This is a genomic window from Nitrospirillum karajorum (assembly GCF_036348415.1).
Lineage (GTDB): Bacteria > Pseudomonadota > Alphaproteobacteria > Azospirillales > Azospirillaceae > Nitrospirillum > Nitrospirillum amazonense_B.
This window is the reverse complement of sequence record NZ_JAZBQB010000002.1, coordinates 930,341-948,250: the sequence shown is the minus strand read 5'-3', so window position 1 is coordinate 948,250 and position 17,910 is coordinate 930,341. Positions and strand designations below refer to the sequence as shown.

The 17,910-nt window shown below is 69.3% G+C and carries 19 protein-coding genes and 1 pseudogene; 19 read left to right on the top strand and 1 reads right to left on the bottom strand.

Translation table 11 applies throughout. The annotated features are described in order from the left end of the window. The first annotated feature begins 1 nt into the window (after position 1). The 19 genes and pseudogenes from xdhA (at position 2) to UCD39_RS11705 (ending at position 17,304) form a co-directional block, all read left to right on the top strand. Positions 2 to 1,513: a xanthine dehydrogenase small subunit gene (gene xdhA, locus UCD39_RS11795; protein ID WP_330496213.1), complete on the top strand. Its 1,512-nt coding sequence runs from the start codon at positions 2 to 4 to the stop codon at positions 1,511 to 1,513. Further along, the gene (gene xdhB / locus UCD39_RS11790; RefSeq protein WP_330496212.1) at positions 1,506 to 3,869 is read left to right on the top strand and encodes a xanthine dehydrogenase molybdopterin binding subunit; all 2,364 of its coding nucleotides are present in this window, start codon (positions 1,506 to 1,508) and stop codon (positions 3,867 to 3,869) included. Before xdhA ends, xdhB begins: the two co-directional genes overlap by 8 nt. Then, positions 3,866 to 4,453: an XdhC family protein gene (locus UCD39_RS11785; protein ID WP_330496211.1), complete on the top strand. Its 588-nt coding sequence runs from the start codon at positions 3,866 to 3,868 to the stop codon at positions 4,451 to 4,453. The genes xdhB and UCD39_RS11785 overlap by 4 nt, the downstream gene beginning before the upstream one ends. Further along, entirely contained in the window at positions 4,396 to 4,758 is a 363-nt protein-coding gene (locus UCD39_RS11780; RefSeq protein WP_330496210.1) for an XdhC family protein, read from the top strand. Before UCD39_RS11785 ends, UCD39_RS11780 begins: the two co-directional genes overlap by 58 nt. Beyond that, a complete protein-coding gene (locus UCD39_RS11775; RefSeq protein ID WP_330496209.1) occupies positions 4,758 to 5,897 on the top strand; it encodes a cysteine desulfurase family protein in 1,140 nt (379 codons plus the stop codon). Before UCD39_RS11780 ends, UCD39_RS11775 begins: the two co-directional genes overlap by 1 nt. Positions 5,898 to 5,926: 29 nt before the next feature. Continuing rightward, positions 5,927 to 6,916: a hypothetical protein gene (locus tag UCD39_RS11770; protein ID WP_330496208.1), complete on the top strand. Its 990-nt coding sequence runs from the start codon at positions 5,927 to 5,929 to the stop codon at positions 6,914 to 6,916. A gap of 126 nt (positions 6,917 to 7,042) precedes the next feature. Continuing rightward, complete coding sequence (locus UCD39_RS11765; RefSeq protein ID WP_330496207.1) at positions 7,043 to 8,269, top strand: urate hydroxylase PuuD; 1,227 nt, start codon at positions 7,043 to 7,045, stop codon at positions 8,267 to 8,269. Positions 8,270 to 8,283: 14 nt separating this feature from the next. Further along, positions 8,284 to 9,606 (top strand): guanine deaminase, encoded by a 1,323-nt coding sequence (gene guaD, locus UCD39_RS11760; protein ID WP_330496206.1) that lies wholly within the window; start codon positions 8,284 to 8,286, stop codon positions 9,604 to 9,606. 72 nt (positions 9,607 to 9,678) lie between these two features. Further along, on the top strand, positions 9,679 to 9,939 hold the full coding sequence (locus UCD39_RS11755) for a CopG family ribbon-helix-helix protein (RefSeq protein ID WP_145731623.1): 261 nt from the start codon (positions 9,679 to 9,681) through the stop codon (positions 9,937 to 9,939). Next, positions 9,936 to 10,250, top strand: a complete 315-nt coding sequence (locus UCD39_RS11750) for a type II toxin-antitoxin system RelE/ParE family toxin (protein WP_330496205.1) — start codon at positions 9,936 to 9,938, stop codon at positions 10,248 to 10,250. Before UCD39_RS11755 ends, UCD39_RS11750 begins: the two co-directional genes overlap by 4 nt. A 95-nt stretch (positions 10,251 to 10,345) precedes the next feature. Next, complete coding sequence (locus UCD39_RS11745; protein WP_330496204.1) at positions 10,346 to 11,308, top strand: LysR family transcriptional regulator; 963 nt, start codon at positions 10,346 to 10,348, stop codon at positions 11,306 to 11,308. Between the two features lie 231 nt (positions 11,309 to 11,539). Beyond that, positions 11,540 to 12,376, top strand: a complete 837-nt coding sequence (locus UCD39_RS11740) for an urease accessory protein UreD (protein WP_330496203.1) — start codon at positions 11,540 to 11,542, stop codon at positions 12,374 to 12,376. Between the two features lie 15 nt (positions 12,377 to 12,391). After that, on the top strand, positions 12,392 to 12,694 hold the full coding sequence (locus UCD39_RS11735) for an urease subunit gamma (protein ID WP_145731615.1): 303 nt from the start codon (positions 12,392 to 12,394) through the stop codon (positions 12,692 to 12,694). A 15-nt stretch (positions 12,695 to 12,709) separates the two neighbouring features. After that, positions 12,710 to 13,027 carry an urease subunit beta gene (locus UCD39_RS11730; protein ID WP_330496542.1) on the top strand — a complete coding sequence of 106 codons (318 nt, stop codon included), beginning with the start codon at positions 12,710 to 12,712 and terminating at the stop codon, positions 13,025 to 13,027. After that, positions 13,027 to 14,750, top strand: a pseudogene (gene ureC / locus UCD39_RS11725) (urease subunit alpha). Before UCD39_RS11730 ends, ureC begins: the two are co-directional and overlap by 1 nt. Positions 14,751 to 14,761: 11 nt before the next feature. After that, entirely contained in the window at positions 14,762 to 15,331 is a 570-nt protein-coding gene (locus tag UCD39_RS11720) for an urease accessory protein UreE (RefSeq protein ID WP_330496202.1), read from the top strand. Continuing rightward, positions 15,258 to 16,016, top strand: a complete 759-nt coding sequence (locus UCD39_RS11715) for an urease accessory protein UreF (protein WP_330496201.1) — start codon at positions 15,258 to 15,260, stop codon at positions 16,014 to 16,016. Before UCD39_RS11720 ends, UCD39_RS11715 begins: the two co-directional genes overlap by 74 nt. Beyond that, on the top strand, positions 16,013 to 16,642 hold the full coding sequence (gene ureG, locus UCD39_RS11710; RefSeq protein ID WP_330496200.1) for an urease accessory protein UreG: 630 nt from the start codon (positions 16,013 to 16,015) through the stop codon (positions 16,640 to 16,642). The genes UCD39_RS11715 and ureG overlap by 4 nt, the downstream gene beginning before the upstream one ends. A 59-nt stretch (positions 16,643 to 16,701) precedes the next feature. Next, the gene (locus UCD39_RS11705) at positions 16,702 to 17,304 is read left to right on the top strand and encodes a HupE/UreJ family protein (RefSeq protein WP_330496199.1); all 603 of its coding nucleotides are present in this window, start codon (positions 16,702 to 16,704) and stop codon (positions 17,302 to 17,304) included. 3 nt (positions 17,305 to 17,307) lie between these two features. Here UCD39_RS11705 and UCD39_RS11700 read toward each other — a convergent pair whose 3' ends face one another. Next, positions 17,308 to 17,898, bottom strand: coding sequence for a hypothetical protein (locus UCD39_RS11700; protein ID WP_330496198.1), 591 nt, complete (start codon positions 17,896 to 17,898; stop codon positions 17,308 to 17,310). Between the last annotated feature and the right edge of the window lie 12 nt (positions 17,899 to 17,910).

The following is a 17,910-nucleotide window of genomic DNA, read 5'->3' as shown; positions in this document are numbered from 1 at the left end:
GATGCAGTACCGTCGAACCGTCCGCTTCCTGCTGGGTAGTGAACTGCGTGAGCTGACCGATCTGGACCCGACGCTCACGGTGCTGGACTGGCTGCGCGGCACGGAGCGCCGCCTGGGCACCAAGGAGGGCTGCGCCGAGGGTGACTGCGGCGCCTGCACCGTGGTGGTGGGGCGCCTGGTCGATGGAACGGTCAAATATGAGGCCATCAACGCCTGCATCCGCTTCCTGGCCACCCTGGACGGCTGCCAACTGCTGACGGTGGAACACCTGAAGCGGCCGGACGGCACCCTGCACCCGGTGCAGCAGGCCATGGTGGATTGCCACGGCTCGCAATGCGGCTTTTGCACCCCCGGCTTCGTCATGTCGCTGTACGCCCTGAACCGGGCGGAGGACTCGTCGGATGAGCAGCGCATCGACGACGCCCTGGCCGGCAACCTCTGCCGCTGCACCGGCTATGCCCCCATTGTGGCGGCGGCCCAGCAACTGCGCGACCGGACGCCGGACCATATCGATGAGGCCCTGCCCACCGTGACCCGGGCGCTGGCCGCCCTGGCCGACGACACGGTGGTGGAGACGGGCCGCGACGGCCGCCGCTTCCTGGCGCCGGCCAGGGTGGATCAGCTGGCCGACTTGGTGCTGGCCAACCCGGACGCCACCATCGTCTCCGGCGCCACCGACGTGGGCCTGTGGGTGACCAAGCACCAGAAAGTGCTGCCCACCGTGATCTACACCGGCCGGGTGGCCGGTCTGGCGCGCATAACGGACCGGGGCGACGCCCTGGAGCTGGGGGCCGGCGTCACCTTCACCGCCGCCAAGGCGGCCCTGGGCAGGCTGCATCCCGACTTGGACGAGCTGCTGCGCCGCGTGGGGGCGGAGCAGGTGCGCAATGCCGGCACCATCGGCGGCAACATCGCCAATGGCTCCCCCATCGGGGACACGCCGCCCGCCCTGATCGCCCTGGGCGCCAGCCTGACCTTGCGTCGGGGGACGCAGCGCCGCTCGCTGCCCCTGCAGGATTATTTCCTGGCCTACGGCAAACAGGATCGCCAGCCGGGCGAGTTCGTGGAAAGCGTGACCATGCCCAAGCTGGGCCGCGGCGATTTGTTCGCCGCCTACAAGATCTCCAAGCGCTTCGACCAGGACATCTCCGCCCTCTGCGCCTGTTTCCTCGTGACGGTGGGCGACGACGGCCTGATCACCCGCGCCCGCCTGGCCTATGGCGGCATGGCGGGCACGCCCAAGCGGGCGGCGGCGGCGGAGGCGGCGCTGCTGGGCCGGTCTTGGGACGCGGCGGCCGCGACGGACGCCAAGGCGGCCCTGGCCCAGGATTTCACCCCCCTCAGCGATTGGCGGGCCAGTGCCGCTTATCGCTTGGCCGTGGCGGGGAACCTGTTGCTGAAGTTCCAGGCGGAAAGCGCGCCCGGCGCCCCCGCCACCCGCGTGCTGGTCCAGCGGGCCCAGGCGTTTAAGGCGGGTTGCGATATCGCAAGCCGGGGGGTGTGCAATGCCTGACAAGACCCCCATCGACATCCCCGCCGCCAGCCGCCGTATCGACGGCGCCGTGCATGACAGCCGCCGTCACGAAAGCGCACACAAGCATGTGAGCGGGGAGGCGCTGTATGTGGACGACATCGCTGAACCCACCGGCCTGCTGCATGTGCAGTTGGGCCTGGCCAGCCGCGCCCACGCCCGCATCCTGTCGATGGACCTGGAGGCCGTGCGCCGGGCCCCCGGCGTGGTGGCGGTGGTCACCGCCGCCGACATTCCGGGTGATAACGATATCGGCGCCGGCCTGCGCCATGACGAGCCGCTGTTCGCCGAGGATGTGGCGCAGTACCACGGCCACCCCCTGTTCGCCGTGGCGGCGGAGACGCGCGACCAAGCCCGCCGCGCGGCGCAACTGGCCAAGGTGGAGTACGAGGATTTGCCGGCGGTGCTGGACATCGCGGCGGCACGCGCCACCGGCACCCTGGTCACCCCGCCCATGACCCTGCGCCTGGGCGATGCGGAGGCGGCGCTGAAGGCGGCGCCCCGCACCCTCTCAGGCCGCATCACCATCGGCGGGCAGGAACATTTCTACCTGGAAAGCCAGATCGCCATGGCCATCCCGGGGGAGGACGAGGATGTGCTGGTCCATGTCTCCACCCAGCATCCCAGCGAGGTGCAGCACATTGTCGCCCATGTCCTGGACATCCCCGATGGGGCGGTGACGGTGGAGGTGCGGCGCATGGGCGGCGGCTTCGGTGGCAAGGAGACCCAGGCCAACCTGTTCGCCGCCTGCGTGGCCCTGGTGGCCAAGAAGACCGGCCGCGCCGCCAAGCTACGCCCCGACCGTGATGACGACATCCGCATCACCGGCAAGCGCCATGATTTCGAGGTGGACTATCAGGTCGGCTTCGATGACCAGGGCCGCATCCTGGCCACGGACATGCTGTTCGCCGCGCGCTGTGGCTTCGCGGCGGACCTGTCGGGCCCGGTGACCGACCGCGCCCTGTTCCATGCCGACAATTGCTATTTCTATGGCAACGCCCGCATGGCGTCGCTGCCGCTGAAGACCAACACCGTGTCCAACACCGCCTTCCGGGGGTTCGGCGGGCCGCAGGGCATGGTGGCCGCCGAACGGGTGGTGGAGGAGGTGGCGTTCGCCACCGGCCTGGACCCGCTGGATGTGCGGAAGGTGAACTTCTACGGCACCACCGACCGCAACGTGACGCCCTATCACCAAACCGTCGAGGACAACATCATCGGCCCCCTGGTCGATGAGCTGGAGGAATGGTCGGACTATCGCGCGCGGCGGCAGGCCATCCGCGCCTTCAACGCCGCCAACCCCTACCTGAAGAAGGGACTGGCCCTGACGCCGGTGAAGTTCGGCATCTCCTTCACCTTCACGCCCTATAACCAGGGCGGGGCGCTGATCCACATCTACACCGATGGTTCCATCCACCTGAACCATGGCGGGACGGAGATGGGGCAGGGCCTGAACACCAAGGTGGCCCAGGTGGTGGCCGATGAGTTCCAGGTGGATATCGGCCGTATCCGCATCACCGCCACCACCACGGGCAAGGTTCCCAATACCTCTGCCACCGCCGCGTCCTCCGGGTCCGACATCAACGGCAAGGCGGCGCAGAACGCGGCCCGCGCGTTGAAGGCCCGCCTGGTGGAATTTGCCGCCGGCCATTGGAACGTACCGGAGGAGGCCGTGGTTTTCACCGCCGAGGGGGTACGCGTGGGTGAGCAGGTGCTGACCTTCCGGGAGGTGGTGAAGGCCGCGTACATGGGCCGCATTTCCCTGTCGGCCACCGGCTATTACAAGACACCCAAGATCCATTGGGACCGGGCCAAGGGCCAGGGCCGCCCCTTCCTCTACTACGCCTATGGCGCGGCGGTGGCGGAGGTGACGGTGGATACCTTGACGGGCGAGTATGTGGTTGACCAGGTGGACATCCTCCATGATTGCGGCGACAGCCTGAACCCGGCCCTGGACAAGGGGCAGGTGGAGGGCGGCTTCATCCAAGGCATGGGCTGGCTGACGACGGAGGAGCTGTGGTGGGACGCCCAGGGCCGCCTGCGCACCCACGCGCCCAGCACCTACAAGATCCCGGCCTGCGGCGACCGCCCGCGCCGGTTCAACGTCCGCCTGGTGCAGAACAGTCCGAATGTGGAGGACACCATCCACCGCTCCAAGGCGGTGGGGGAGCCGCCCTTGATGCTGGGCATCAGCGTGCTGCACGCCCTGTCCGACGCGGTGGCCAGCGTGGCCGATCATAAGATTTGTCCCCGGCTGGACGCGCCGGCCACGCCGGAACGGGTGCTGACCACCATAGAGCGTTTGCGCGCCCAGGCGGCGACTGGTGAGGGGATGGCATGAGCACGGTTCCGTCGCCCCGCATTCCGCTGTCGGCCCCCGGCCCCCTGTCCGCCATCCTGGCCGGTCCGTTGGCTCGGGGTGAGGCGGTGGTCCTGATCACCGTGGCGGAGGCGCGCGGCTCCACCCCGCGGGAGGCTGGCGCCTGCATGGCGGTGGGGGCGGACTGGCAGATCGGCACCGTGGGCGGTGGCCGGCTGGAACAGCTGGGCCTGGAAACCGCTCGGCGCATGTTGGTCGAGGATGGGGAGCCCGTGCACCTGGACGTGCCCCTGGGCCCGGCGGTGGGCCAGTGCTGCGGCGGCCATGTCGTGCTGACGGTGGAGCGGGTCGATGAGACGGTTCTGTACCGCTTGCGCGCGGCGGAGGCCACGGCCCTGGCCGGCCAGCCCTGGCTGATGCTGTTCGGCGCCGGCCATGTCGGCAAGGCGGTGGCCCGCGCCATGGCGCCCCTGCCGCTGCGCCTGGTGTGGGTGGACAGCCGGGCATCGGAATTCCCCCCGATCCGCCGGTCGATGCCGATATCCGCGTGGCGACGGAGCTGCCCAGCCAGGTGGCGCTGGCGCCGCCTGGTGCGGGCTATCTGATCATGACCCATAACCACGACCTGGACTTCGCCATCGCGGCGGAGGCGATACAGCGCACCGACGCCGCCTATGTCGGCCTGATCGGGTCGCACACCAAGCGCCAGCGCTTCACCCGCTGGTATCAGGCCCAGGGCCATGACCCGGTTCACCTGCGCCGCCTGATCTGCCCCATCGGCGCCGGCCTGTCGGGGGACAAGCGGCCGGAGGTCATCGCGGCCCTCACCGTGGCGGAGGTGCTGACCACCCTGCTGCGCCGGCCACCGCAGACCACGGTGATGATGGGCGATATCTACGGGGCCATCTAGTGGGCGGGCCTTCCACGGCCACCGGCGGCGGTGGCCCGCTCTACCTGGACCATCTCGCCAGCACGCCTCTGGATGCGGACGTGCTGGCCGCCATGCTGCCCTGGTTCCAGCCGGACCATGCCGGCAACGCCCAATCCGCCCACCATGCCCCGGGCCGGGCGGCCGCCCGCGCCATCAGCCAGTCCGCCCGCGCCGTGGCCGCCTTGGTGGACGCCCCCGCCGATGCCACCGTGACCTTCACCCCCAGCGCCAGCGAGGCCAACCGCCTGGCCCTCCAGGGCCTGGCGCCGGCCGGCGTCCCGGTGCTGGTCTCAGCCATCGAGCATGACAGCGTGCTGCGCCTGGTGGAGGGGCTGCGGGGCGCCGACCACGCGGTCACCCTGCTGCCGGTGGACGGCCAGGGCCTCCTTCGCCTGGAGGCGCTGGAGGCCGCCTTGGTTGAGGCGGGCCGCCCGGCCCTGCTGTCGCTCATGGCCGCCAATAACGAGGTCGGCAGCCTGCAGCCCCTGGCGGCGGTGGGGGCGCTGTGCCGCCGCCATGGCACCCTGTGGCATTGCGACGGCGTGCAGCGGGTGGCGACCGGCCCCTTGACCTTGGGCGGCAAGGATCGTTCCGGTCCCGATATAATCACCCTTTCGGCGCATAAGCTCTATGGTCCGCAGGGCGTGGGCGCCCTGGTGGCGCGGGCGGGCCTGGCGCCGGCCCGGCCCTGGCCCTGGGGCACGCCACCCACCGCCTTGATCGTGGGCTTTGCCGAGGCGGCGCGGCTGGCCCTGCGCCGGCGCGATGATGACCGCGCCCATCTATCGGCGCTGACGGCGCGGCTGTGGGCGGGGTTGAGCGCCGTCCTCCCCGGCATCCGGCGCAATGGGCCCGCCGATGGCCTGCCCGGCTGCCTCAACGTCACCTTGGCCGGCGTGGACGCCGCCGACCTGCTGCTGGACCTGCCCGACCTGGCGCTGTCCACCGGCTCCGCCTGCCGGTCGGCCAGCGGCCAGCCCTCGCACGTGCTGACCGCCCTGGGCCTGGACGCGACCGCCGCCTTCGGCAGCCTGCGCTTCGGCCTGGGCCGGGGGACCACGGCGGCGGATGTCGACCAGGCGGTGGCCCGTATCGCCGCGGCACTGCGGACGCGCTAAGATCGACGGGCGCGGAACGGGAGGCGCCCATGACTGAGCACGATGCCCCTGAACACGATGCCGTCATCACCTGGCTTCTGGGCGTGGACCCGGCCATCCGCTGGCAGGTGATGCGCGACCTGCTGGATCTGCCGGAGGCGGACTGGGGGCGGGAACGGGCCAAGGTGGAAACCGACGGCTGGGGCGCCCGCCTGCTGGCCTGCCAGGACCCGGACGGGCAGTGGGCCGGCGGCGCCTTCTTCCCCGCCGACTTCACCCCCGACGAATGGCACCGCAGCGGCCAGCCGTGGACCGCCACCGCCTTCGCCCTGGACCAGTTGCGTGAGTTCGGCCTGGACCCCAGGTCCGACCGGGCCCGGCGCACCGTGGCCCTGGTCGGTGCCCATTCCCGCTGGGACGAGGGCGGCCAGCCCTACTGGCAGGGCGAGGTGGAGGAATGCATCAACGGCCGCACGGTGGCCAACGGCGCCTACTTTGGCGCCGACGTCGCCGCCCTGGTCGACCGCCTGGTGGATGATCGCCAGCCGGACGGCGGCTGGAATTGTGAGCGCGCCGCCGGTTCCGCCTGTTCCTCCTTCGCCAGCACCCTCAACGTGCTGGAAGGCCTGCTGGAGTATGAGCGCGCCACCGGCGGCCCCGACCGCTCCCGCGACGCGCGGCGCACGGGGGAGGAATATCTGCTGGCCCGCCACCTGTTCCGCCGCCTGACGACAGGGGAACCGGCCGACCCCCAGTTCCTGAACCTGCTGCACCCCAACCGCTGGCGCTATGACATCCTGCGCGCCCTGGACTATTTCCGCGCCGCCGGCCAACTCACCGGCGCCCAGCCCGATCCGCGCCTGGCCGAGGCCGTCGCCCACGTCCGTTCCCGCCGCCAGCCGGACGGCACTTGGCCGCTGGACTGGGATTTGCGCGGGCGGGTGTGGTTCAAGGTCAATGACGGGCCAGGCAAGCCATCACCCTGGATCACCTTGAGGGCCTTGCGGGTGTTGAAGTGGTGGGACGGCAACGCGGCCTGACCGGGCGGCGCGTCCGTCTCGTTTCCTATCTTTTTTGAAGCTGTTGCCGATACGGGAACCCTGGCGCGCCGCCGCCGACACCCGTAGCGTTGTGCGGTTGCGAGACAAAAAGCGGGCGGCGGGGCGATGGCGTTCATTTTCTGGGAATGGATCAACGGGCTGGCGCGCTGGCTGCACGTCGTGGCGGCGGTGGCCTGGATCGGATCCTCCTTCTACTTCATGGCTTTGGACGCCAGCCTGCGCAAGCGGCCGCACCTGCCCGAGGGCGTGCAGGGGGAGGCTTGGCAGGTCCATGGCGGCGGCTTCTACAACATGGTGAAGTACCTGGTGGCGCCCGGCCAGATGCCGGCCGAACTGACCTGGTTCAAGTGGGAGGCGTACACCACCTGGCTCAGCGGCTTTTTCCTGCTGTGCGTCCTCTATTACCGGGGCGCCGACCTGCTGCTGATCGACCCGTCGGTCATGGCGCTCACGCAAGGGCAGGCCATCGGCCTCAGCGTCGCCCTGCTGGCCGCCGGCTGGATCGTCTATGACCTGCTGTGCCGGTCGCCCTTGGGTAAGCACAACGGCGCGCTGGCGGCGGTGGGCTTCGTCTTCCTGGTGGCGGCCTGCTGGGGGACGACGCACGTTTTCAGCCCGCGCGGCGCGCTGCTGCAGATGGGGGCGCTGATCGGCACCATGATGGTGGCCAACGTCTTCCTGCTGATCATCCCCAACCAGCGCAAGGTGGTCGCCACCTTGCTGGCCGGCGGCACGCCGGACCCGTCGCTGGGCAAGGCCGCGAAGCAGCGGTCGATGCACAACAACTACCTGACCCTGCCGGTCGTCTTCCTCATGATCGGCAACCATTATCCGCTGACCTACGCCACCCGCTACAACTGGGTGATCTTCGCCCTGATCCTGGTGGTGGGCGCCAGCGTCCGCCACTTCTTCAACATCAAGCACACGGGCAAGCCGGCGCCGTGGTGGGCCTGGGGCGTGGCCGCCGCCGGCATCGTCGCGGCCGCGTGGCTCAGCGCCCAGGGCTCCGCCGATGGCGGCCCGGCGGTGGGGGCCGCCTCCGCCACGCCCGTCACCTTCGCCCAGGCGCAGGAGGTGGTGATGAACCGGTGCGGCATGTGCCACACGGCGGTCCCGGCCTGGGACGGCATCAGCGCCCCGCCGCATGGCGTCATCCTTGACAATCCGGGCGATATCCTGCGCCATGCCGACGACATCCGGCGCCAGGCCGCGCTCAGCAGCGCCATGCCGCCCGGCAATGTCACCCTGATCACGCCGGAGGAACGGGCCATCCTGGCCGCCTGGTCCGCCGGTGCGGCATCGCCTCACATGGCATCCGCAAGCGTCCCGTAACCTGGATATTCGTCATGGCGTTCACCCCCGGCACCACCGCCCTGCGCGGCCGGCTTCTGACCTTCCTGCGCGCGCCCCAGGGGCCGGGCGACCGCGACAGCTACCATCACATCGCCGACGGGCTGGTGGTGGTCACCGCCGGCCGCATCACGGCGGTGGGCGAGGCGGCGGACCTGCTGCCCACCCTGCCGGCCGGAATGGGGGTGGACCATTACCCCGACAGCCTGATCCTGCCGGGCTTCATCGATACCCACATCCACTTCCCCCAGACCCAGGTCATCGCCTCCTACGGGGCGCAGTTGATGGAGTGGCTGGAGAAGTACACCTTCATCGAGGAACAGCGGTATGCCGACCACGCGCACGCCAGCCGCAACGCCCGCTTCTTCCTGGATGAGCTGGCGCGCAACGGCACCACATCGGCCGTGGTCTATGGCAGCGTGCACCCCGGCTCGGTCAAGGACCTGTTCACCGAGGCCGAGGCGCGCGGCATCGGCCTGGTGGCGGGCAAGGTCATGATGGACCGCCACGCCCCCACCGCCCTGACCGACACCGCCCAGACCAGCTATGAGCATTCCAAGGCGCTGATCGGCGCCTGGCATGGCGTCGGCCGCCAGCGCTACGCCGTCACCCCGCGCTTCGCCATCACCTCCACGCCGGAACAGCTGGAGGCGGCGGGCGCCCTGCTGCGCGAACATCCCGGCGTCTACCTGCAAACCCACCTGTCGGAGAACCATGAGGAAATCCGCCAGGTGGCGGGTTTGTACCCGGAGGCCACGGACTACCTGGACGTCTATGACCGTTTCGGCCTGCTGGGCGACCGCTCCCTCTTCGGCCACTGCATCCATCTGAGCGAGCGGGAAATGGCGCGGATGCATGAGACGGCGTCCATCGCCGTCTTCTGCCCCACCAGCAACCTGTTCATCGGCAGCGGCCTGTTCGACCGCGCCACCCTGGAGAACCCGGCCCGGCCGGTGCGCCTGGGCCTGGCCACCGACGTGGGCGGCGGCACCAGCTATTCCCTGCTGCGCACGGCGGGGGAGGGGTACAAGGTGTTGCAGTTGCGCGGGCAAAGCTGGCCGGCCCTCGCCGCCTTCGACCTCATGACCCGGGGCAACGCCGCCGCATTGGGCCTGACCGATGAAATCGGCCAGATCGCCCCCGGCCGATATGCCGACCTGGTGGTGCTGGACCCCTCATCAACCCCCGCCATGGCCCACCGGCGCGAGGCCATCCAGGGCGACCTGGAGGAGGAACTGTTCCTGCTGATGACCCTGGGCGACGACCGCGCCGTGCGCGCGACCTATATCCAGGGCCAGCGGGTGCATGTGCGGGATTAGCGTGGTGCTGGGCATCCAACTGTGCGAGGATGTGTACATCTGAATACAAGCCGCTGTTTTAAGGAAAAGGCCATGTCCAACAGCACGACGTTGACTGTCAGGCTGAAACCAGAGGTCAAGGATCAACTGGCCCTGTTGTCGGCCCAGACCAACCGGACGCGATCCTATTTGGCGGCGGAGGCCATTGCCGGCTACGTCGAGCGGGAAATCGCTTTGGTGGAAGGTATCCAGCGCGGCCTTGCCGATATCGAGGCGGGCCGTCTGGTGCCGCATGATGAGGCGATGAATGAACTGGATGCCGCCATTGAGGATGTGGCGCGGGGCCGGGTGTGAAGCGCCCCGTCATCTGGTCGCGCGATGCGTTGGATGAGTTGATCGGAATCGCGCGGCATATCGCCAAGGACAATCCCGATGCGGCCCGCAAAGTGGCTGCGGTCATTCGCGCGACGGGGGCCGCCTTGGGCCAGCGTGCCCTGGGACGGAAAGGGCGGGTCTCCGGCACCTACGAGAAGGTGGTGGCGGACCTTCCGTACATTATTGCCTACACGTTCATTACCCGGCCAACGGGGGGCGAAGCCCTGGTGATCTTGCGGATCGTGCATATGGCCCGCGAATGGTCACCGGAGACGTGGCCGTCGAACTGAGAGCGTCTTAGATTAGGCCCAGGCTTTGCGACAAAGTCCGGGCAACGGAATCCGGGCCGTTCCTGGCATGAGCATGGCATTTGGGGGATGGGGTGATGGCCCTGCTGGAGAACATGCAGGTCTTCGTGCGCGTGGTGGACCTGGGCAGCCTGTCGGCGGCCGGCCGGAACCTGCGCATGTCGCCGGCCCTGGTCAGCCATCGCATCCAGCAGCTGGAGGCGCACCTGGGCGCCCGCCTGCTGAACCGCACCACGCGCCAGCTGCAGGCCACCGAAACCGGCCAGATTTTCTACCAGCATTGCCTGGAGGTGCTGGAGGCGGTGGAGCGGGCGCACAGCAGCATCGCGGCCGAGGGCGGTGCGCCATCCGGCAGCGTGCGGGTGACGGCGCCCCTGGGCTTCGGCCGGCGCGTGCTGGGCCCCCTGGTGCCGGAATTCCGCGCCGCCAACCCCATGGTGGATGTGCGCTTGCGCCTGTCGGACCATTTGCTGGACCTGCTGCGCGAGTCCGTGGACATGGCCATCCGCATGGCCACGCTGAAGGACAGCAGCTTCGTCGTGCGCAAGATCGCCGACCTGCGCCGCGTGCTGGTGGCGGCGCCGGAATATCTGGCGGCCCGTGGTCGGCCGCAGGCGCCGTCCGACCTGCTGGAGCATGACTGCCTGCTGCTGCGCTTCCCCGGCACGCAGCAATATCGCTGGACCCTCACCACTCCGGCCAAGGGGGACGGGGCCAAGGGGGATGGTGCCAAGGGCGAGGCCAAGTCCACCAAGCTGTCCATCGCTGGCCCCATGGACGCCGATGACGGCGACGTGCTGACCCGCTGGGCCGTGGATGGCCACGGCATCGCCCTGAAACCCCTGTGGGAGGTGGCGGAGGAGGTGAAATCCGGCGCGCTGGAAATCGTCATGCCCGACCATCCGCCCGAGCCGGTGCAACTGGCCATCGTCTATCCGCATCGCGCCCTGCTGCCGGCCAAGGTGCAGTCGCTGTCCGATTTCCTGGTGCCGCGCGTCCGTAGCCTGCTGGCCACCAGCCACCCGGACGCCGTGTTGTGAGGGGGTGCTGGCCTGTACGTCAAATGACGTATGGGGGCTGCCCATCTTTTAAGCGCACATCGACAGGCGCCCAATTTATGGGCGATGATCATGATCCGCAGGGGCGGTCGTGCCAGGTTGACCCTATGGTCACCTGCTGGCACAGCCGTTGCGAACCGCCGGCGGTGAAACAGTGGGATGGCCTGGGAATGACGCGGGATGGGAAGGCGCCGGCGGGGAACAGGGGCTGTCATGCCTGATGCCGCGTCCCATCTCGCGGCCCAGCCCCCGGCCAGCCGTCTGCAGCGCCTGGAAGGCCGTGTCGTCCTGGGTGTGAAGGCGGATGCCGACGGGGTAACGCGCCTGGACCGTCTCTACCAATCCGGCTCCGCCCGCCTGCGTCTGCCCAAGGGGCCTGGGCTGGAGGGCGTGCTGATCAACACCGGTGGCGGCCTGACCGGGGGTGACCTGCTGGAGACGGAGGTGATCGTGGCCGCCGGCGCCCGCGCCACCGTCACCACGCAGGCGGCCGAGAAGGTCTACCGCGCCAGCGCGGGTGAGGCGCTGGTGCTGAACCGCTTGAGCGTGGCCGGCCGGCTGGACTGGCTGCCGCAGGAAACCATCCTGTTCGACGGCGCCCGGCTGTGCCGCCGGCTGGAGGTGGAGCTGGCGTCGGACGCCACTCTGCTGGCGGTGGAGGCCACGGTGTTCGGCCGCACCGCGCGGGGGGAGCGGGTGACCCATGGCCTGTTCCGCGATGACTGGCGCGTCCGTCGGGGCGGGCGCCTGGTCTACGCCGATGCCGTGCGCCTTGAGGGCGACATCGACGCCCAGCTGGCCCGCGCGGCCGTGGCGGGCGGCGGCCGGGCGGTGGCGTCCTGTCTCTACATGGCGGCGGATGCCGAGGCCCGGGTGGAGGCGGTGCGCGACCTGCTGCGCGCCGGGGACGTCAAGGCGGGGGCCAGCGCCTGGAACGGCCTGCTGGTCCTGCGCCTGGTGGCACCCGATGGTCAAACCCTGCTGCGGGCGTTGACGCCCCTGATCGAATTCCTGCGCGGGATGCCGGTTCCGCGCGTCTGGCGCTGCTGAGGGAGTATCAAGCCCGTGAACCTGACCCCGCGTGAGAAGGACAAGCTGCTGATCGCCATGGCCGCCATCGTGGCGCGCCGCCGCCTGGAACGGGGCGTGAAGCTGAACCATCCCGAGGCCATCGCCCTCATCACCGACTTCGTGGTCGAGGGCGCCCGCGACGGCCGCCCGGTGGCGGAACTGATGGACCAGGGCGCCCACGTGGTGGGCCGCCACCAGGTGATGGAGGGCATCGCCGAGATGATCCCGGACGTGCAGGTGGAGGCGACATTCCCCGATGGGGTGAAGCTGGTCACCGTCCATAACCCCATCCGCTGAGGTGCCGTGATGACGATGATCCCGGGACAGGTCTTCACCAATGAGGGGGAGATCGAGCTGAACGCCGGCCTGCCCACGGTGACGCTGGACGTGGCCAACACCGGCGACCGGCCCATCCAGGTGGGCAGCCACTTCCACTTCTTCGAGACCAATGCCGGCCTGAGCTTCGACCGTGGCCAGGCCTACGGCCATCGGCTGGACATCCCCGCCGGCACGGCGGTGCGGTTCGAGCCGGGACAGACCCGCACCGTCACCCTGGTGCCCTATCGCGGCGCCCGGACGGTGTACGGCTTCAACGCCCAGGTTTCCGGCGCTTTGAAAGGGGGCAACTGATGGCCGTGAGGATCAGCCGCGCCGCGTACGCGGACATGTTCGGCCCCACCGTGGGCGACCGGGTGCGCCTGGCCGACACCGACCTGATCGTGGAGGTGGAGAAGGACTTCACCACCTATGGCGAGGAGGTGAAGTTCGGCGGCGGCAAGGTCATCCGCGACGGCATGGGCCAGTCGCAGGCGACGCGCGCCCAGGGGCCAATGGGGGGTGCGGTCGACACCGTCATCACCAACGCCCTGATCATCGACCACTGGGGCATCGTCAAGGCCGACGTCGGCCTGCGCGATGGCCGTATCCACCATATCGGCAAGGCCGGCAATCCCGATGTCCAGCCGGGGGTGGACATCATCGTCGGCCCGGGGACGGAGGTCATCGCGGGCGAGGGCAAGATCCTGACCGCCGGCGGCATCGACACCCACATCCACTTCATCTGCCCGCAGCAGATCGAAGAGGCGCTGATGTCCGGCGTCACCACCATGCTGGGCGGCGGCACCGGCCCCGCCACCGGCACCAACGCCACCACCTGCACGCCCGGCCCCTGGCACCTGGCGCGCATGCTGGAGGCGGCGGAGGCCTTCCCCATGAACCTGGCCTTCGCCGGCAAGGGCAACGCGGCGCTGCCGGCGGCGCTGGAGGAGCAGGTGCGCGCCGGGGCGGCGGCGCTGAAACTGCATGAGGACTGGGGCACCACCCCGGCCGCCATCGACACCTGCCTGGATGTGGGCGACCGTTTCGACGTGCAGGTGATGATCCACTCCGACACCCTGAACGAGTCCGGCTTCGTCGAGGACACGATAGCCGCCTTCAAGGGCCGCACCATCCACGCCTACCATACCGAAGGCGCGGGGGGCGGCCACGCGCCGGACATCATCAAGGTCTGTGGTCTTTCCAACGTCATCCCGTCCTCCACCAACCCGACGCGGCCCTACACCCGCAACACGGTGGATGAGCATCTGGACATGCTCATGGTCTGCCACCACCTGGACCCCAACATCCCCGAGGACGTGGCCTTCGCCGAAAGCCGCATCCGGCGCGAGACCATCGCGGCGGAGGATGTGCTGCACGATTTGGGTGCCCTGTCCATCATCTCCTCCGACAGCCAGGCCATGGGCAGGGTGGGGGAGGTGCTGATCCGCACCTGGCAGACGGCGCACAAGATGAAGGTGCAGCGCGGCCGGCTGGCGGAGGAAACGGGGAGAACGACAACGCCCGGGTGAAGCGCTACATCGCCAAGGTCACCATCAACCCCGCCATCGCCCATGGCATGAGCGCGCATGTCGGCTCCATCGCCGCCGGCAAGCTGGCCGACCTGGTGCTGTGGTCGCCGGCGTTCTTCGGGGTGAAGCCGGATTTGGTGCTGAAGATGGGCACCATCGTGGCCGCCCCCATGGGCGACCCTAACGCCAGCATCCCCACGCCGCAGCCGGTGCATTACCGGCCCATGTTCGGCGCCTATGGCCGGGCGGTGCGGCGCAGCGCCGTCACCTTCGTCTCGCAGGCGGCGCTGGACGATGGGCTGGGCCAGCGTCTGGGCCTGGAAAAGACCCTGCTGGCCGTGGCCAACACCCGGGGCGGCATCGGCAAGGCCGCCATGGTCCACAACAACGCCACGCCCCAAGTCGAGGTCGATCCGGAAACCTATGAGGTGCGGGTGGATGGCCAGATCGTCACCTGTGAGCCCGCCGATGTGCTGCCGATGGCGCAGCGCTATTTCCTGTTCTGAGAGTGTCTCCCGTGACTGATTTACCCAAAGCGCACACCGTTCTGCCGGCCGGCTATTGGGATGCCGCCAGGGCGGTGGGCACCGTGACGCTGGATTTCGACCACCGCTGCCGCCGGCGCCTAAGGCTGGAGCGGGACGGCGGGCCAGATGGGAAGGGGGGCGGCGCCCTCCTGCTGGACTTGCCAAGCCCCCGCCACATCCGCGACGGCGACGGCCTGGTGCTGACCGGCGGTGGCATCGTCGCCGTCAAGGCGGCGCCGGAGGACCTGATGGAGGTGCGGTGCGAGGCCATCGCCGACCTGCTGCGCATGGCCTGGCACATCGGCAACCGCCACATCCCGGCCGAACTGCGCGGTGACCGCCTGCGCATCCGCGCCGACCATGTGCTGGCCGACATGCTGACCGGCCTGGGCGCCATCGTCACGCCCGTCTCCGCCCCCTTCGATCCCGAGGGCGGCGCCTATGGTGACAGCCCGGCCGGTGGTGGGCACGGTCATGGCCATTCCCATGACCACGACCACCATCATGATCACGATCACGGCCATCACCACCACCATGGGCACGGGCACGGCCATGGCTGAAGCCGTCGCCGACGCCGCCGGCGTCTATCGCCTCATGACCTGGCTGACGGCGTCCTTTCCCGTGGGCGCCTTTTCCTACAGCCATGGCCTGGAATGGGGAGTGGAGGACGGCACCATCCGCACCGTGGACGCACTGGTGGCTTGGGTGGATGACCTGTTGGCCCTGGGCTCCGGCTGGAACGACGCCGTGCTGGCGGCGGCGGCATGGCGGGCTGCGGCGGCCGGCGATTGGCCGGGCCTGGCCGACGTGGCGGAGCTGGCGGCGGCCCTGACACCTACGGCGGAACGGCGGCTGGAAAGCCTGTCGCAGGGCCGCGCCTTCGCCGCCGCCATCGCCTCGGCCTGGCCGTGTGAGGCCGTTGACCGGCTGAGGGCGATGGGCGGCGACCTGGCCTATCCCGTGGCGGTGGGGGCGGTGGCGGCCGGTCATGGCCTCAGCCTGTCCGCCACCTTGCTGGGCTATCTGCATGGCTTCGTGGCTAACCTGGTGTCGGCGGCCCTGCGCCTGGTGCCGCTGGGCCAGACGGACGGCCAGCGGGCGCTGGCGCGGCTGGAACCGTTGGTGCTGGCCACCGCGGCCCGCGCGGCATCCAGCACCCTGGATGATCTGGGCGGGGCGGCCTGGGTGGCCGACATCGCCTCCATGAACCACGAGACGCAATACACGAGGTTGTTCCGCTCATGAGCACGTCTACGTCTTCACCCAATGGCCCTCTGCGGGTGGGCATCGGCGGCCCCGTCGGCTCCGGCAAGACCGCGTTGATGGAGGCGCTGTGCAAGCGGTTCCGCGACATCTACAACATCGTCGCCATCACCAACGACATCTACACCAAGGAAGACGCCCTGATCCTGACGCGCGTCGGCGCCCTGGATCCCGACCGCATCCTGGGGGTGGAGACGGGCGGCTGCCCCCACACCGCCATCCGTGAGGACGCGTCCATCAACCTGGCGGCCGTGGACCAGATGAACGCCAAGTTCCCCGGCCTGGACATCATCCTGATCGAATCCGGCGGCGACAACCTGGCCGCCACCTTCAGCCCGGAACTGGCCGACATCACCATCTACGTCATCGACGTGGCGGCGGGGGAGAAGATCCCGCGCAAGGGCGGCCCCGGCATCACCCGCTCCGACCTGCTGGTCATCAACAAGATCGACCTGGCCCCCCTGGTGGGCGCCAGCCTGGAGGTGATGGACAGCGACACCAAGCGCATGCGGGGCGACCGCCCCTACGTCTTCACCAACCTGAAGACGGCGCAGGGCCTGGACGTCGTCACCCGTTTCATCGAACGCGCCGGCGGCTTGGCCGCCTAATGGATAAGGGGCGGCTTGGCCGCCTGAGCTTCATAGACATCGAACAGGGAAACCCGACCATGATGCACCGCCGCCTGTTGATCGCCCTGAGCGCCGCCGCCGCTTTCGCCCCCGCCGTGGCGATGGCCCACCCCGGCATGCCCGGCCACACCCATGGCTTCACCGATGGCTTCGTCCACCCCTTCGGCGGGCTGGACCATCTGGCCGCCATGACGGCTGTGGGCTTGTGGGCTGGGCAGCAGGCCAAAGGGGGGCAGGGCAGCCGTGCCGTCTGGCTGTGGCCCCTGGCCTTCCTGGCGCTGCTGGTCGCCGGCGCCGTCGCCGGAGCCAACGGTTTGGCCCTGCCCGGCGTGGAATGGGGCATCGTCCTGTCGGTGGCCGCCCTGGGCTGGCTGACCGCCTTCGGCGCCCGCTTGCCCCTGGCCGCCGGCGCCGCCCTGATCGGCGCCTTCGCCCTCTGCCATGGCGCCGCCCATGGGGCGGAAATGCCGGCGGACGCCGATGGCCTGGCCTACGGCCTGGGCTTCGTCACCGCCTCCGCCACCTTGCACCTGGCCGGCGTCGCCCTGTCCCGCCTGGCGGAGCGTGCCGGCCTGCAACTGGCCCCGCGCTTGGCCGGCCTGGGCCTGGCCGCCATGGCGCCGCTGTTGCTGGCGGTGTGAGGGTCAGCAGGAGAGATAGACGAAGTAAAAGTGGCCACCGAAGTCCGTGTCCACACTATATCCGCACGTCAGCAAGGTCTGATTCGCCCGGCTTGTCCAGGCGTCGGAACGTCGCTCCGGCGGTAGGGCCACTTCATCGCTTTCATCGTAAACAACACCAAAAGAGGTGGTTAGCCAGTCGCCCCAAATGAACAACGCCAGCTTGGGCGCGCCAGTGGTAGACATGACCTTGATGCGTTCCAAATAGAGGGGGCGCAAGGCCTGGAAATGCAGGATCTCCCCCGTCAGGAATAGCGGCCGCGCCAATTCCTGGTGCCATACCAGGGTTGGGATGATGACAAAAGGCAGTAGCATAAGGGACAGTCCGCGACGCCAACGGCGTCGCCACAGCGCACTGGCGGCCTTGATACTGGCAATGGCGGCCGCAAGCGCCGCCATAAACATCAGCCCCATCAGGCTGAACAGGCACAGTAGGCTTAATTCAACCAACAGTGTCGCTATCAACACGGCGGCAATGGCAAGGCCCAGGGCCGTTAGGATGGGCCAGCGGACATAGCTGTCTTTCTCTTGGGGCCAAAAGGATAGATAGCGCATGGGGATGGCGCC